Source organism: Ruegeria sp. CG4, assembly GCF_056537185.1.
This window is the reverse complement of sequence record NZ_JBQFRB010000002.1, coordinates 35,389-48,605: the sequence shown is the minus strand read 5'-3', so window position 1 is coordinate 48,605 and position 13,217 is coordinate 35,389. Positions and strand designations below refer to the sequence as shown.

Here is a 13,217-nt window from a genome sequence, read left to right as displayed (position 1 = left end):
ACGCGCGTTAAAAAAATTGGAGCTACGCAGAATCCCTTAAAACAAGCCTTGCAGGGAACAGCGTCTCTGTCCTCGTTTCAAATTTCCCGCCACTTTCAATGAGTTCGAACAGCGTCTCGACGCTGCGCCCGGCAACATTGTCATAGTCATGCGCGGCTGTTGTCAGGGATGGGCACGTAAACTTTGCGAAAGGATGGTCGTCATTCGAGGCCAGGCGAAGCGCGCAATCATCCTTGCGACCGACCCGAATCCCCTGTTCGTAGCAGGCCGCAAGAAAGCCGATGGCCAGCCGGTCATTGCTGCATAACACCGAGTCGCTTGGCAACATGCGCTCTTCCAGAACCTTCAGTGCACCCCTGTGGCCAATTTCTTCAAACGCCCAGCCCGTGCCGTCGACCTTGATGATATGTGGCTCAAACCCGAGACGCTCCATGACCTCAACATAGGCCTTGCGTCTTTTGTTGGCGTTCGGGTTGGCAGGCGTCCGCATTTCGAAGAACGAGGGCGGTTCGCCTGTGCGCGTCATGTATTCCACAGTTTGCGAGACAAAACTGAAATTGTCCGACCCGACGAATGCCGCGCCAAGGCCATCAAGGTTACTGTCAAACAGAACTGTCGGCACATTGGAGCAGAACTTTTCGATCGCCGAACGGTCTGAAATCCGCCCCAATGGCGCCAGCAAAACCCCGGCGGGTTTCAGGGATTGCAGCCCGTCCAGGATTTCGTTTTCCAGCTTCTGTTCGCCATGAGAGCTGAACAGGGAAGGGCGATACCCGGCCGCTATACAGCTTTGTTCCAGATAACGCGCGATTTCGGCAAAGAACGGATCGGCCAGATAGGGAACGACAATGCCGATATTCTTGGTCAGCTTCCGGTTCTGGTTCACCGCAAAGATATTGGGGCGATAGTCAAACCGTTCCAGCGCTTCTTCGATGCGGGCCCGTGTCGTCGGGCGAACACTATCGGGGTCGTGAAAGTACTTGGATACCGTCGGTCGCGAAATCCCGCTGAGGGCCGCGAACTCTTCCATATTCTTTATTTTGGTCATGCCAGTCTGCCTGCGGATACTGTCCGCCTTGATCTTATCGTAGCTTTACATATTCTTTGCGCGCGCTAAAAAATCAATAGCCCGGCTGGCAACAGGTGTTGACAGCGTGCCGGCCATTGCGGGAACTTGCGCAACAGTCTTTCAACTGGAAAAGGAATGGCCATGTCTCGACTATCGGAACGCCGCGATTTTGCTGTTGCGGTTTGTAAAGAAGCTGGGGCAATCGCCAAAAAATACTTTGCGGACAGGGGCGATCTTGTCGTTGACCAAAAGGGCGCTCAGGACTGGGTCAGCGAAGCGGACAGGAACGTCGAGACATTCATTCGTCAGAGGATCGCGGAATTCTGGCCCGAGGATGGAGTGTTCGGTGAAGAGTATGGTGCGACCGAAGGGAAAAGTGGCTTCGATTGGGTGATAGACCCCATCGACGGGACGACGAATTTTGTTAACGGCATTCCGGCTTATACCATTGTTCTGGCCGGCGTTGCTGAAGGGCGCACCATGGTCGGGGTGATCCATGAACCAAATGTCGATGAGACATTTGTGGCAACGCGCGGAGAGGGGGCGACCTTGAACGGTACGCCGATTCACGTCGCATCCGGAGTGGCGTTGCGGGATGGAACCGTAGCCGTAGGATATTCAAACCGGGTCGAAACACGCCATGTCCTGCCTGTCGTTGCAGAACTGATCGAACGTGGGGCCATGTTCCACCGGAACGCCAGCGGGGCGCTGTCACTTGCTTATGTCGCCGCAGGAAGACTTCTGGGTTATGTGGAAGAGCATATGAACGCCTGGGATTGTCTGGCCGGGCAATTGCTGGTCGCGGAGGCTGGTGGCACAATCGAAGATCAGGACGCAGATGCAATGATCCGGGACGGAGGGCGTGTCATTGTGGGCACGCCAGATGTCTTCGAGACCTTGCTTGAGATCGCCGAGGACGCGTGGAACTCTTGACCTCTAGGTAAAGGCGACCCACCCGGACTGAGGTCTGAGTGTCAAAAGATCTGCCTGCCAGAAATGACCCTGTGAAGGCTGATCGTAACGGCGGTCAATTGAACGGCCAGAAAGTGCGCACCATAATAGTGTTCCGACCGCCCCATGAGTGACTATGGCCAGGTCTTTACCCCGGTGCATTCCTACAATCTCGGTCACCGTCCGATGAATGCGCGCCTGCGCTTCGACCGCTGTTTCCCAACCGCGATAGCTGGTTTCCGGTCGGGCAAAAAACGCGTCAGCGGCGGCTTCGAACTCATCCCTGGGTAGGAATCCGGTTGCACTGCGGTCGTTTTCGCCAAGGCCCGCATGTTGTCGCGGGCGCAGGTTTCGAGCGGCGGCAAGGATCTCGCCCGTTTCGCGGGCCTTCTGCTCGTTGCTGGTCCAAATCTGGGTGACATTCGCAAGAACACCATTCAAGGCGAATACTCTTGCACGATCACGGCCGACGGCACTCAGCCCCCAATCCGTGATCGGGATGCCCGGATCAATTGAAACCTCGGGATGTGTGATGATCAGAAGTTTCGGCATCTAATCGGGCAGTAGCACTGGCCCCTTATCGGCAAAACTCATCCTGACCTCAGCGCCCGGCTCAAGTGGTGCGTCGACGTCGTCGTGAACAGCAAAGGCCTGACCGAAAATGCCAGTCAGCGTGTATTCCATCCGGACGCCGACATATGTCGCCTTGGCCACGGTAGCGGGGATACCCAGATCAGAGCCGATCACCAGACGCGAGGGTCGGACGGCGATGGTGGCGCCGCCCGGTGTCAAACCACGGCGCGGCAGCGTATGGCGGTAGCCTTCGATTTCGATTGTGGCGGTGTCACCATCCGTGCCAACGATCTGGCAATCAAGCAGGTTTGCCTCGCCTATGAAGTCTGCAACGAAACGGTCGTTGGGCGCATCATATAGCTCGCGCGGGGTGCCCATCTGAGCGATGGCCGCGTTGCGCATCACGACGATCTCATCCGAAACCGCCAGAGCCTCTTCCTGATCGTGCGTGACGTAGACGACAGTCAGGCCAAGGTCTTGCTGGATGGCCCGGATGTCCTCACGCACCTGACGACGAAGCTTGGCGTCGAGATTGGACAGCGGCTCATCAAACAGCAGCACCTGAGGCTCAAGAACCAGCGCCCGGGCGACGGCGACACGCTGTTGCTGACCGCCGGACAGTTCGGACGGAAGACGACTGTCGAACCCTTTGAGGCCAACCAGTTCCAGACCGTTCAGGGCGCGACTTCGGGCTTCGTCCTTCGCAAAGCCCGAAAACGTCAGGCCGTACATGACGTTCTCCAATACACTCATATGCGGAAAAAGCGCGTAGGATTGGAATACCATCGACACGTCGCGGTCGGTCGCAGGCAGTTTGGTCACGTCCCGGTCACCGATCAGAATCGTGCCCGAGCTTGCCATTTCCAACCCTGCGATCATACGCAAGGTCGTAGTTTTCCCGCACCCGGAAGGACCCAGCAGCGTAACCAACTTGCCAGCCTCGACATGCAGATTGATGTTGTCAACGGCGACCACATCCTTGCCGAACATTTTTGTAACGGATTCGAACCGAACCGGCGCGGCTTTGGACTGCAGGCTCATGTCATTCTCTCCTAAACATTAGTGCGCGACTGGGTCATTCGCCGTCCGATCTGAGTCCGCCCGACAATCAACTGCATAAGCGCAACTGCCGACAGCATCACGAAAATCAGTGTGGTCGAATAGGCGATGGCAAGACCATAGTCGTTGTTTTCGACCCGCCCGATAATATAGCTGGTTGCCATGTCATATTCCGCGCTGACCAGAAAGATAACGGCAGAGATCGCCGTCATGGCGCGCACGAAACTGTAGACCAGCGCGGCCAGTATCGCGGGGCGCAGCAACGGCAGAATGATACGCCGGAACGTTTGCCACGAGTTTGCCCCAAGTGTTAGCGAGGATTCGTCCAGGCTGCGGTCAAGCTGCGACATGCTGGCAATGCCTGCGCGAACGCCGACCGGCATGTTGCGGAAGATGAAGCTGACAATGAGGATGACGCCCGTACCTGTGATTTCGATAGGAGGGACGTTAAACGCAAGGATGTAGCTGACACCGATCACCGTTCCGGGGATCGCGAATGACAGCATGGTTCCGAACTCAAAAGCGTTCTTGCCCGCAAAGCTTTGCCGGGTCAGCAGATATGCCGTTACCAATCCTACGGCTGCAGTCAGCGGCGCGGCAATGGCGGCGATTGTAATGGTGGTCCAGAAGCTGTCCCAAGCTGCACCGGTCCAGCGAATGCCTTCTTCTTCGAAACGCACAGAAAAGGCGGTCACATAGTGCTTAAGGGTCAATGAATTGTTGACGCCCCACAACTCGACCACGCTGCCGTATACGATCATTGCATAAACGATGACGGTGAACAGCGCCCAGCCAAGCGCGACAACCAACACCGGGACAGACAGGCCGGTCGGCATCAATGGGTGCACTCCTGCGTCACCTTTACCGGTCACAGTGGTATAGCTTTTCTTGCCCAGCCAGACCCGCTGCGCGTAGAAGGCTGACAAGGTGAAAAACAGAAGCACCATGGCCAGAACGGCAGCGCGACCCTGATCATATTGAGCGCCTACGATTGCGAAGAAGATCTCGGTCGACAGAACGTCGAAGTTTCCGCCCAGCACCAGCGGGTTTCCGAAATCGGCCATGCTTTCGATGAAACCTAGAAGAAAGGCATTGGCAAGACCCGGGCGCATCAGGGGCAGGGAGACCGTCTTGAACGTTTGCCATCTGCTGGCGCGGAGCGTTTGGGCTGCTTCCTCCATCGAAGGAGAGACGCCTTCCACCACGCCGATCAGAACGAGAAAGGCAATGGGCGTGAACGCCAGCGTCTGCGCGATCAGAATGCCGGGCATTCCGTACAGCCACCGTGTTGGTTGCGTGCCCAAAAGATCGGCAATGAAGCGGGTAACAGACCCGGAAAGGCCAAACAGCAGGATGAGGGCAAGGCCGATCACAAAGGGCGGCGTGATAATTGGCAGAACGGTCAGGGCCCGCAATGCGCGCTTGTAGCGGAAGCCCGAGCGCGTCACGACCAAAGCGAAACACAGGCCCAGGATCGTAGTGACGAAGCCGACCACGATGGCAAGGAACAGGGAATTCCAGGCTGCGCCGCACTTGGCCCCATAAAAACAACCCAATCCCCAAAGCCGGTCATCGAAGAATTTTGAAAAGAACACCGAAATTGAATAGGCGCCATCTTCGGTGACGAAGGCGGCAAACAACATCTTTGCGATAGGGAAAAAGACAAAGGCGGTGACGATGGTGATCACGCCTCCGATTGCGCTGACGACGAAGACATCACCGTTGATGGCGCCTCGTGCCGCGATGCCCTGGGTCAGCAGGAACAAAAAGCTCGATGCGCATATCATCGCGCCATAGCCCATGCCGAACTGGCGGTCGCCGAGTTCACCAAAAAACGCTTCCATCCAATCGAAGTTGAAACCTCTGATGCCGATACTGAACCCCTGAGCAATCAGCCAGCCGAAGCCGAGTGCGCCGGACAGGATCAGAATGCGAGCATAAAGCGGGTCGGATTTGACGCGCCCCAGTGCAAGCAAAGGCAGCAAAAGGGCAATCACAAGCGGTGCAAGCCAAAGCTTCTCGCCTTGTCCGATCAGAAATGCTGCGGGTGCATAATCTTCGTCGAACGGGTAGCCGTCAAAAAGCCATTCGAACGACCACAGGCCGCCGTCAACCATGTACCAGGGTAACAGGCAGAATCCGACCCAACCGGCAATGATCCAAAAGATCAGGACCGGATGGGTCGTTTTTGTCGTCTTGTCAGTCATTTATTGTGGCAGAACTGAAACCTCTTCATCCCATTTCTGCAACAACCGCTTCCGTTCGTCTGACGAGCCATACTTTTTGAAATCATAGTCGATCAGCTTGATCTGGCTCATGTCAGGCGCGCTTTCCGAGGTTTCGGCGCTTTTGTTCGATGGAACCTGGAACGCGTTGACCTGAAGGGCAAGGTTCTGAGCTTCGGGCGACAGCGCCCAATCATAGAACTTCTTCGCCTCTTCCACGTTGCGGGCACCTTCGATGATCGACATCGAGCCAATTTCGTAACCGGTACCCTCGCAAGGCGCCACGACCTTGATCGGGAAACCTGAAACAGCCTGCTTCACGGCGTCATGCATGAATACAATACCGATGGTGTTTTCACCGCGCCCCGCGGCCTTGATCGGGGCCGAGCCTGACTTGGTGTATTGGTTGATGTTCGAATGCAGGCCCTTCATGAACTCAAAGCCTTCATCCTCGCCGAAGATCTGTACCATCGAGGCCAGCGTCGTATAGGCCGTGCCCGATGAGTTTGGGTTCGCCATCTGAACGTGGCCCTTGTACTCGGGCTTCAGAAGGTCTTTCCAACAGGCAGGTTCGGGCAGGTTGTTCGCCGCGACAAGGTCTGCGTTGTAACCATAGCCAAGCGCACCTGAATAGATACCGATCGTCCGGTTGCCGGCGCTTTCAGCCTGGGAAATCGCCCAGTCGTGCAGTTGGTCGCGCATTGGAGACACGTATTCCATTGTCAGCCCTTCTTCGGCGGCCTGAAGGTGCGGGTCGCCCGTGCCACCCCACCACACGTCGCCTTTCGGGTTCGAGCTTTCGGCGCGAATTTGCGCAAAGGTTTCACCCGACGATTTCCGGGTCATGTTCACATCGATGCCTGTCGCATCTTCGAAGCTGCGTGCCATGAGTTGACACCAATCTTCCTGGGCCGAGCAATAGAAGGTCAGCTTGTCTGCCTGCGCCGCCGACATGGAGGCAGCTAGGGCAATCAGCGACCCGACGGCCGTAGATGTCAATTTCTTCATTATACGTTCCTCCCTTTGAGAATAATTTGTCCGGGTTTCCCGGATCTTTTAAGCTCTTCCTCATGCGGTGTTTCGTAGACCCTGAAGCGCCAATTCGTACTCAATGACAACCTGCGCTGGATTTCTGGTGGCGCCAGTTGCCGGGCGGTTTCGTGAGCGGGGTCAATCGTTGAATAATGTGTCTTGCTTCCAGATCTCCGTGCAGCCTTCTGAATTCTCACAATGAAATGTGCGTTGTGCAACAAAAAAGGTCTGCCCAGAAGAACTTGGCCCGGATCGGGCAAGGTCTGGTTTCGATACAAGAGCGATCAATTGGATGGCTTTGGGCTGCATCCGGTCAAGCAGATTGGGCAGTTGGGTGATAAGGTAACGATTTCGAAAGACATTTGGTTTGGCTGTTCCAAGCTATGTCACTTCATTCGAAAGGGTGGCGCGATGGTTATTGGCCTCGACCATCGCGCCCGTTGTTACAAGGAACCGGTAATGCGGAAGTCTTGAAGTAGCTGGAAACTGAGCCAGCGTTTCAGCTACGTCGGAGGCGAGATTTCAGATCTGTGGGAGCGCATGAGGCGGACCGCGCGAATGAGCCTGATGCCCCTGTCCTGCGGTTGGCAGATTAACCAGCGTCACACTGAGTGGGGCGGGCCGCTAAGGCCGGCCCCCGATTGAGCATCTGTCGATCACCAGTGGCCGGTGCTTTCCATGCTTGCCCAGGGTTCGGCCGGCTCAAGGGCATTGCCGTTTTGCAGCAATTCAACCGAGATGTTGTCAGGCGAGCGGACAAAGGCCATGCGTCCGTCGCGGGGCGGGCGGTTGATGATTACTCCGTTGTCCTGCAGGTGCTGGCACGTCTCATAGATGTTGTCGACGCCGTAGGCCAGATGCCCGAAATGGCGGCTGTCGCTGGGCAGTGCATCATCGCCATCCCAATTATACGTCAGCTCGATCGGTGCATCTTCCTGACCCGGTGGTGCCAGAAATATCAGGGTAAAACGCCCTGCTTCGCTTTCATAACGTCGCGTTTCCTTCAGTCCCAGCAGCTCGTAGAAAGCCAGTGATTTTTCCAGATCTTTCACGCGGACCATGGTGTGAAGATAAGTCAGCCCCATCGTGCCATCCTTTTTTGTGCAGGTGATGCGCTGCAGCTTAGCGCGCCAAGGCAAGGTGTCGAGGGGCAGAGGGCAAACAATTGTGCGTTTGGGCAATTGGGCGCACATATCGCGGTTCCTGTGCCTGATCTACCGATATATAGTGGGCGGCGACTCATTGCTGGAAAGGACCATTTCATGCCGCTGTCTTCTGACCAACTGGCCGAGATCGAAGCGCAACGCGCGCAATCGCATCCCACACGCCGCGTCGTCGCAGCGGGAATGGAGGAGCATCTGTATACGGCCCATCAGGTGCTGGATCATGGATTTGTCCGCGTCATCGACTATATGGGCGATGATGCCGCGATTTGTCAGGCCGCGCGTGTGTCTTATGGCAAAGGCACCAAATCGGTGCAGAATGACGAGGGGCTGATCCGCTATCTGATGCGGCACTGGCATTCGACCCCGTTCGAGATGTGCGAGATCAAGCTGCACGTAAAACTTCCGGTCTTTGTGGCCCGCCAGTGGATTCGTCATCGTACGGCCAATGTGAACGAATACTCGGCGCGGTACTCCATTCTGGATCGCGAATTCTATATCCCGGCCCCCGACCATGTGGCGGCCCAGTCCGAGGTGAACAACCAGGGGCGGGGCTCAGCCCTGGAGGGCGAAGAAGCGGCGCGTGTATTGGAAATTCTCAAAGCCGACAGCACGCGGTGCTATGACAATTACGAAGCCATGATCAGCCAGGAAGGGCAGCAGGGGCTGGCGCGTGAACTTGCGCGGATGAACCTACCCGCCAATGTTTACACGCAATGGTACTGGAAGGTCGATCTACACAACCTGTTCCACTTCCTGCGGCTGCGCGCTGACCCGCATGCCCAGTACGAGATTCGGGTTTATGCCGACACAATGTGCAAAATCGTGGCAGACTGGGTTCCCTTTGCCTACAGGGCCTTCGAAGACTACCGCCTGGGTGCCGTGAATCTATCCGCGCAGATGGTCGACAGCTTGCGCAGAATGCTGGCGGGTGAGGCCGTTACGCAGGAAAACTCTGGCATGACAGCGCGTGAATGGCGCGAATTCGAGGACGTGATCCGGCAGGGTTGATGCAAGTCTCCGAACTGTTGGTGGTCCTTAAATCGTGCCATGCGGCTGTCACGCTGGCCGCATGTTATGTGCAGTATGCTTTTTTGGGATCTGCATGATACGGGCCAATCCCGCACCTGCAAAATCCCCGATCGCCGAGGTGATTTGCGAGCCCACATCAAGATTGCACTCGAAACCCGAGCGTCAGTGCGGTGCAAGCCGTGCAGCCTCTGGGGTGCAGGCGCCCGAGTTGATCATGGAAGTCTGGGTCAGCAAATCGGGTGACTGAACCATGGTTGTTACCCATTCCAGCGGCACGTCCTGTATCGTTGCGATGGGACAAGACGAGCACACTCATGCCGGAGCGAAATCGGCGCGAGGGTAAGGATTGGGACCTTTTGAAACGGTCGGCGGCCTGAAATTGGCCGCCGACCTTATTGATCTTCCCACACTTGGCGGGGGGTTAAAGAGGCTTCAAATCAGCTGCCATCTGGCGGCCGTCACGTCCGTCTTGTAACTCGTACGAGACCTTCTGATTGTCAGCAAGCCCGGTCAGACCGGATCGTTCTACGGCCGAGATGTGAACAAAAACGTCCTTGCCGCCCTCATCGGGAGCAATAAATCCATAGCCTTTGGTCGTATTGAACCATTTCACGGTGCCAGTTGGCATTTCCCGTGTCTCCTTCTACTTTCACGTTGTCCCACAAATTGGTGGGGGCAGTGGTTGACGTAACCGCAACACATCACTGTTTCGCCCAAACGATACGGCCCGAATTGCGTGTTTCGTCTTTTTCAACATTGCACGGTGAAGTAAAAAATCAAGAATTACCGAAGAAAACCGGTGATTTTGCCTAAATCCCAAGCAGAAACAGGAACAGAAGTAAGATGCGCCTTTATGGTTTGAAGACTTGCGATACGTGCCGTAAGGCGTTGAAATCAATTCCAGATGCAGAGTTTGTGGATGTCCGGACCCAGGGTGTCCCGGCCTCGGTGCTGTCTCAGGCACTGGAGCAATTCGGCGAAGCCTTGCTGAACACCCGTTCGACAACGTGGCGTGGATTGGACCAAGAACAGCGGTCGCGTCCAGCGCAAGAGCTTCTCGCCGATTACCCGACGTTGATGAAACGCCCGTTGATCGAATCCGGGGGGGCTTTGTTGCTGGGCTGGACGCCGGAAACACGTACGGCACTTGGAGTTGCGTGATCGGATGACTATCTGCTCAAGCGCAGACAGAAGGGAAGATTATGCGTAACGCTGCAATGATCTTGGGTGTTATCGCCGGGCTGATCGGAATGGTCGTGGGCTTTTTCGGCTATGGCTACGTCGAACTGGTCAACCGGTTTGGCGAGATCGAAGGCGTTGCCGAGCAGGTCGAAAACGCCACTTTGGTGCAGACCACTTCGATCCTTGCGCCGTTGCTCGCCATAGCGGGCGGAGCCATGGCCCATGCCCGTGCTCTGATCGCCGGCGTCTTGCTGCTGCTGTCGGCCGTCGGGATGTACTATGCCTTTGGTTTCAACGCGTTTACGATGTTCCCGGTCGCTTTTGCAGCAGTTGCCGGCCTGTTTGGGCTGGCTGCGGGAAAACCTGACCAGCCCAAGGCTCATTTCTAGTTCACTTCAGTCGCAACAGCCGATCCAGCGATATTGGACCTGCGCCGTTGATGACAATGACCAGGAACATGAAGGTCCACATCACACGCTGATCCATCAGCGAGATGGCGTTGTCGAACAGGCTGCCCAACGGAACGTTATGGCCCGTTACGTCGGTCAGGGTTTGCACCCAGACAAACCCGATCATGCCAAGTGCGGCCAGGCGTGTGAACAGCCCGACCAGCAACAATGCCGGCAGAACGAACTCGGCGACGGTTCCAAAGAAGATCACGATACGCTGTAAAAAGGTCATCTGGCTGACATCATACAGAACGGCTTCGGCCGCCTTGGGGAAAATCTGGCCAAAGGCACCTGCGGATGGCGAAAAGATCGAGCCATCGATCTTCAGCATCGCTGAGTTCCAGTAATAAACCAGAAGGACGGCGACAAACACCAGTCGTGCCAGCGTCGGTGTCAGCCAATTGGATGCCAGGTCCACCTTTTCCATCGTGTTGTTGTAGGTTGAGATCAGAGCAGTCATGTCTCCAGCCTTTCAATAGTCACAGAGGTTATTGCGCCGCCCTGCAATAGGATGGCCAGTGTGGTTCCAAGATCGAACTCGGGCCAGGTTTCAGCCGTTTTTTCATACGCTTCACCGATTGTGTCGCCTGTTTGCAGATGGCTGATCCACTTGGCGCCGCCCACGGGCAAAAGATGCGGAATCGGGTCATATTCGGGACGCGTAATCAGAACGTCTTGCGGGCCGGGTTCGGGTTTTGGGGCATTGTCTTCAGTATTGAAACGCCAGATCGCGTGTACCGGCCAATCCGATTGCATGACCTGCATCGCAGGAGCAAAGCTCAGCCGCGATCGCATAATGTCTTCGGGTGACAAATTCAGGGCGTCAGCTGGCGCAGGTGTGCAGTCGGCGGCGTGGTATGATCGGCGCAGAGCCAGTTCCAGGCGCGCCATGTCCGGCAGATATCCCAGATGCGCAAGTTGTGGCAGATCAGCCAGAAAACCGGGGAACGCTTCGCCATAGAACATCATCAACGGGGAAGACGGGGGGTGCTGTCTCAAGAACATCCCGGCAAGACCGTCCATGTTCTGCGCGCCCAGCAACTTGGCGATGACGGGAAAAGCCTGATGTAACGCTTCGGTCAACGAGACGGCGACATTATTGCGATAGACGCTGAACCTGCGCCCGGCGGGCTGGTCCGCCGCGTCAAGCAACCCGTCGGGAACCGAAACAGACGCATCCAGCAACGCGGAATGGAAGACCGACTGAGAAACGCTCATGCTGGAACCCGGTCCAGCGCTGACTGCGCGCGTTCGGCTTCGGCGCGCAAAACGGGCCATTCGGGGACGTCGGTATCCCATTCTATCAGAACGGGTTTCGGGCCCGAACGCTCCAGAACATAATCCAGCAGTGCCCAGACCGGATCGACCACTTCGCGCCCATGGCTGTCGATCAACAGCGGGTGCCCGTGATCGTCTTCATCCTCATCATGTCCGCCTAGATGGATCTCGCCGACCTTGTTCAGCGGATAGGCATCGATATAGCCCTGAGGCGAGAAATCCAGGTTTGTGGCAGATACAAATACGTTGTTCACATCCAGCAGCAGGCCACAGCCTGTGCGACGCGAAATTTCGCGCAGGAAATCGGGTTCGGACCATGTGCTTTCTTCGAACGCGAGGTAGCTGGACGGGTTCTCGAGCAGCATCTGGCGGCCAACGGTTTCCTGCAACTGATCGATGTGGTCGCAAACGCGATCCAGCGTCGCATCAGTATAGGGCAGGGGCAGCAGGTCGTTCAGAAAGTGACTGTCATGCGTAGACCAGGCCAGATGTTCGGAAAAGCTGGCGGGGTTCAGCCAGCCGATCAGATGTTTAAGGCGGGCCAGATGATCCGGGTCCAGCGGCGTTTCGCCACCGATGGATAGGCCAACGCCATGAACGGAAATGGGAAATTGTTCGGACAGGTGACGCAACTGCGCCAGCGGGCGACCGCCGTCGCCCATATAATTCTCGGCATGGATTTCCAGCCACGCCACCGGTTTCGCGTGTTCAAGGATTTGCGCAAAATGTTGCGGTTTGTAGCCAACACCGGGTGCCGCAGGCAACCGGTTTGATCTGAGTGCATCATCCAGCATGAGCATTTTTCCTGATCACGACGAAAAGGGCGGGCGACATTGCCCGCCCCGGTAATCTCGTGTGGCTGGCCTTATGCCGGCAGATCACGCTCGAGCGGTTCCAGCGAACCTTTGCGGGCCGCGCCATCAGCGGCTTTGGGCAATTCGATATCGGCGCAGGTGCCTGCGTCAACCAAGGTCCATGCGTTACCCTGATAATCTACGGTCGAGGTGCCCGCGCAGGTGGTGCCGGGTCCTGCGGCGCAGTCGTTCTGACCGGCCAGCGAAACGCCATAGCATTTCTCTTTCGCTTGCGCTGTTGCGGTGGTTGCGGCACCAGAAACAGCGGCTGCGACTGCGCTTGCGATGACAAGGGTTTTTGCGGTGTTCGACATCTCGTTAATCCTTTTAGTGACTGCGTATGTCTGTGT

15 protein-coding genes are annotated in these 13,217 nt (G+C 56.5%); 4 read left to right on the top strand and 11 right to left on the bottom strand.

Features of this window, described 5'->3' with window-relative positions; translation table 11 throughout:
* Window positions 1-22: 22 nt before the first annotated feature.
* The gene (locus ACR0J2_RS06640) at window positions 23-1,048 is read right to left on the bottom strand and encodes a LacI family DNA-binding transcriptional regulator (RefSeq protein WP_480812061.1); all 1,026 of its coding nucleotides are present in this window, start codon (window positions 1,046-1,048) and stop codon (window positions 23-25) included.
* A gap of 162 nt (window positions 1,049-1,210) precedes the next feature.
* Here ACR0J2_RS06640 and ACR0J2_RS06635 point away from each other — a divergent pair, with 162 nt between their 5' ends.
* On the top strand, window positions 1,211-2,002 hold the full coding sequence (locus ACR0J2_RS06635) for an inositol monophosphatase family protein (protein ID WP_480812060.1): 792 nt from the start codon (window positions 1,211-1,213) through the stop codon (window positions 2,000-2,002).
* Window positions 2,003-2,005: 3 nt separating this feature from the next.
* Here the strand turns inward: ACR0J2_RS06635 and ACR0J2_RS06630 are convergent, their stop codons facing one another.
* From ACR0J2_RS06630 to ACR0J2_RS06610, 5 genes are all read right to left on the bottom strand, one after another.
* Entirely contained in the window at window positions 2,006-2,572 is a 567-nt protein-coding gene (locus tag ACR0J2_RS06630; RefSeq protein WP_480812059.1) for a histidine phosphatase family protein, read from the bottom strand.
* Complete coding sequence (locus tag ACR0J2_RS06625; RefSeq protein ID WP_480812058.1) at window positions 2,573-3,634, bottom strand: ABC transporter ATP-binding protein; 1,062 nt, start codon at window positions 3,632-3,634, stop codon at window positions 2,573-2,575.
* Between the two features lie 11 nt (window positions 3,635-3,645).
* Window positions 3,646-5,859 (bottom strand): ABC transporter permease, encoded by a 2,214-nt coding sequence (locus ACR0J2_RS06620; protein ID WP_480812057.1) that lies wholly within the window; start codon window positions 5,857-5,859, stop codon window positions 3,646-3,648.
* Window positions 5,860-6,885 (bottom strand): ABC transporter substrate-binding protein, encoded by a 1,026-nt coding sequence (locus tag ACR0J2_RS06615; protein WP_170619677.1) that lies wholly within the window; start codon window positions 6,883-6,885, stop codon window positions 5,860-5,862. It abuts the gene before it with no gap.
* Window positions 6,886-7,565: 680 nt separating this feature from the next.
* Window positions 7,566-7,994, bottom strand: coding sequence for a VOC family protein (locus ACR0J2_RS06610; protein WP_170614628.1), 429 nt, complete (start codon window positions 7,992-7,994; stop codon window positions 7,566-7,568).
* Between the two features lie 177 nt (window positions 7,995-8,171).
* Between ACR0J2_RS06610 and thyX the strand changes: the two genes are divergently transcribed.
* The gene (gene thyX / locus ACR0J2_RS06605; protein ID WP_170680383.1) at window positions 8,172-9,083 is read left to right on the top strand and encodes an FAD-dependent thymidylate synthase; all 912 of its coding nucleotides are present in this window, start codon (window positions 8,172-8,174) and stop codon (window positions 9,081-9,083) included.
* Between the two features lie 442 nt (window positions 9,084-9,525).
* Here thyX and ACR0J2_RS06600 read toward each other — a convergent pair whose 3' ends face one another.
* Window positions 9,526-9,732, bottom strand: a complete 207-nt coding sequence (locus ACR0J2_RS06600) for a cold-shock protein (RefSeq protein WP_008758035.1) — start codon at window positions 9,730-9,732, stop codon at window positions 9,526-9,528.
* 215 nt (window positions 9,733-9,947) lie between these two features.
* Here ACR0J2_RS06600 and ACR0J2_RS06595 point away from each other — a divergent pair, with 215 nt between their 5' ends.
* The gene (locus tag ACR0J2_RS06595; protein WP_480812056.1) at window positions 9,948-10,265 is read left to right on the top strand and encodes an ArsC/Spx/MgsR family protein; all 318 of its coding nucleotides are present in this window, start codon (window positions 9,948-9,950) and stop codon (window positions 10,263-10,265) included.
* 41 nt (window positions 10,266-10,306) lie between these two features.
* Window positions 10,307-10,675 (top strand): hypothetical protein, encoded by a 369-nt coding sequence (locus tag ACR0J2_RS06590; RefSeq protein WP_480812055.1) that lies wholly within the window; start codon window positions 10,307-10,309, stop codon window positions 10,673-10,675.
* A 1-nt stretch (window position 10,676) separates the two neighbouring features.
* Here ACR0J2_RS06590 and ACR0J2_RS06585 read toward each other — a convergent pair whose 3' ends face one another.
* From ACR0J2_RS06585 to ACR0J2_RS06570, 4 genes are all read right to left on the bottom strand, one after another.
* Window positions 10,677-11,195, bottom strand: coding sequence for a DoxX family protein (locus ACR0J2_RS06585; protein WP_170614632.1), 519 nt, complete (start codon window positions 11,193-11,195; stop codon window positions 10,677-10,679).
* Window positions 11,192-11,953 carry an HvfC/BufC family peptide modification chaperone gene (locus tag ACR0J2_RS06580; RefSeq protein WP_480812054.1) on the bottom strand — a complete coding sequence of 254 codons (762 nt, stop codon included), beginning with the start codon at window positions 11,951-11,953 and terminating at the stop codon, window positions 11,192-11,194. Before ACR0J2_RS06580 ends, ACR0J2_RS06585 begins: the two co-directional genes overlap by 4 nt.
* The gene (gene bufB, locus ACR0J2_RS06575) at window positions 11,950-12,807 is read right to left on the bottom strand and encodes an MNIO family bufferin maturase (protein ID WP_170680367.1); all 858 of its coding nucleotides are present in this window, start codon (window positions 12,805-12,807) and stop codon (window positions 11,950-11,952) included. Before bufB ends, ACR0J2_RS06580 begins: the two co-directional genes overlap by 4 nt.
* Before the next feature lie 71 nt (window positions 12,808-12,878).
* Window positions 12,879-13,181 (bottom strand): BufA1 family periplasmic bufferin-type metallophore, encoded by a 303-nt coding sequence (locus ACR0J2_RS06570; protein WP_170614635.1) that lies wholly within the window; start codon window positions 13,179-13,181, stop codon window positions 12,879-12,881.
* Window positions 13,182-13,217 lie beyond the last annotated feature (36 nt).

Bases quoted from the DNA above. Each gene is read 5' to 3' on its own strand.
- ACR0J2_RS06590 (WP_480812055.1), top strand. From the start codon at position 10,307: ATGCGTAACGCTGCAATGATCTTGGGTGTTATCGCCGGGCTGATCGGA.
- ACR0J2_RS06635 (WP_480812060.1), top strand. From the start codon at position 1,211: ATGTCTCGACTATCGGAACGCCGCGATTTTGCTGTTGCGGTTTGTAAA.
- ACR0J2_RS06610 (WP_170614628.1), bottom strand. From the start codon at position 7,994: ATGGGGCTGACTTATCTTCACACCATGGTCCGCGTGAAAGATCTGGAA.
- ACR0J2_RS06640 (WP_480812061.1), bottom strand. From the start codon at position 1,048: ATGACCAAAATAAAGAATATGGAAGAGTTCGCGGCCCTCAGCGGGATT.
- ACR0J2_RS06630 (WP_480812059.1), bottom strand. From the start codon at position 2,572: ATGCCGAAACTTCTGATCATCACACATCCCGAGGTTTCAATTGATCCG.
- ACR0J2_RS06570 (WP_170614635.1), bottom strand. From the start codon at position 13,181: ATGTCGAACACCGCAAAAACCCTTGTCATCGCAAGCGCAGTCGCAGCC.
- ACR0J2_RS06585 (WP_170614632.1), bottom strand. From the start codon at position 11,195: ATGACTGCTCTGATCTCAACCTACAACAACACGATGGAAAAGGTGGAC.
- ACR0J2_RS06595 (WP_480812056.1), top strand. From the start codon at position 9,948: ATGCGCCTTTATGGTTTGAAGACTTGCGATACGTGCCGTAAGGCGTTG.
- ACR0J2_RS06580 (WP_480812054.1), bottom strand. From the start codon at position 11,953: ATGAGCGTTTCTCAGTCGGTCTTCCATTCCGCGTTGCTGGATGCGTCT.
- bufB (WP_170680367.1), bottom strand. From the start codon at position 12,807: ATGCTGGATGATGCACTCAGATCAAACCGGTTGCCTGCGGCACCCGGT.
- thyX (WP_170680383.1), top strand. From the start codon at position 8,172: ATGCCGCTGTCTTCTGACCAACTGGCCGAGATCGAAGCGCAACGCGCG.
- ACR0J2_RS06615 (WP_170619677.1), bottom strand. From the start codon at position 6,885: ATGAAGAAATTGACATCTACGGCCGTCGGGTCGCTGATTGCCCTAGCT.
- ACR0J2_RS06600 (WP_008758035.1), bottom strand. From the start codon at position 9,732: ATGCCAACTGGCACCGTGAAATGGTTCAATACGACCAAAGGCTATGGA.
- ACR0J2_RS06625 (WP_480812058.1), bottom strand. From the start codon at position 3,634: ATGAGCCTGCAGTCCAAAGCCGCGCCGGTTCGGTTCGAATCCGTTACA.
- ACR0J2_RS06620 (WP_480812057.1), bottom strand. From the start codon at position 5,859: ATGACTGACAAGACGACAAAAACGACCCATCCGGTCCTGATCTTTTGG.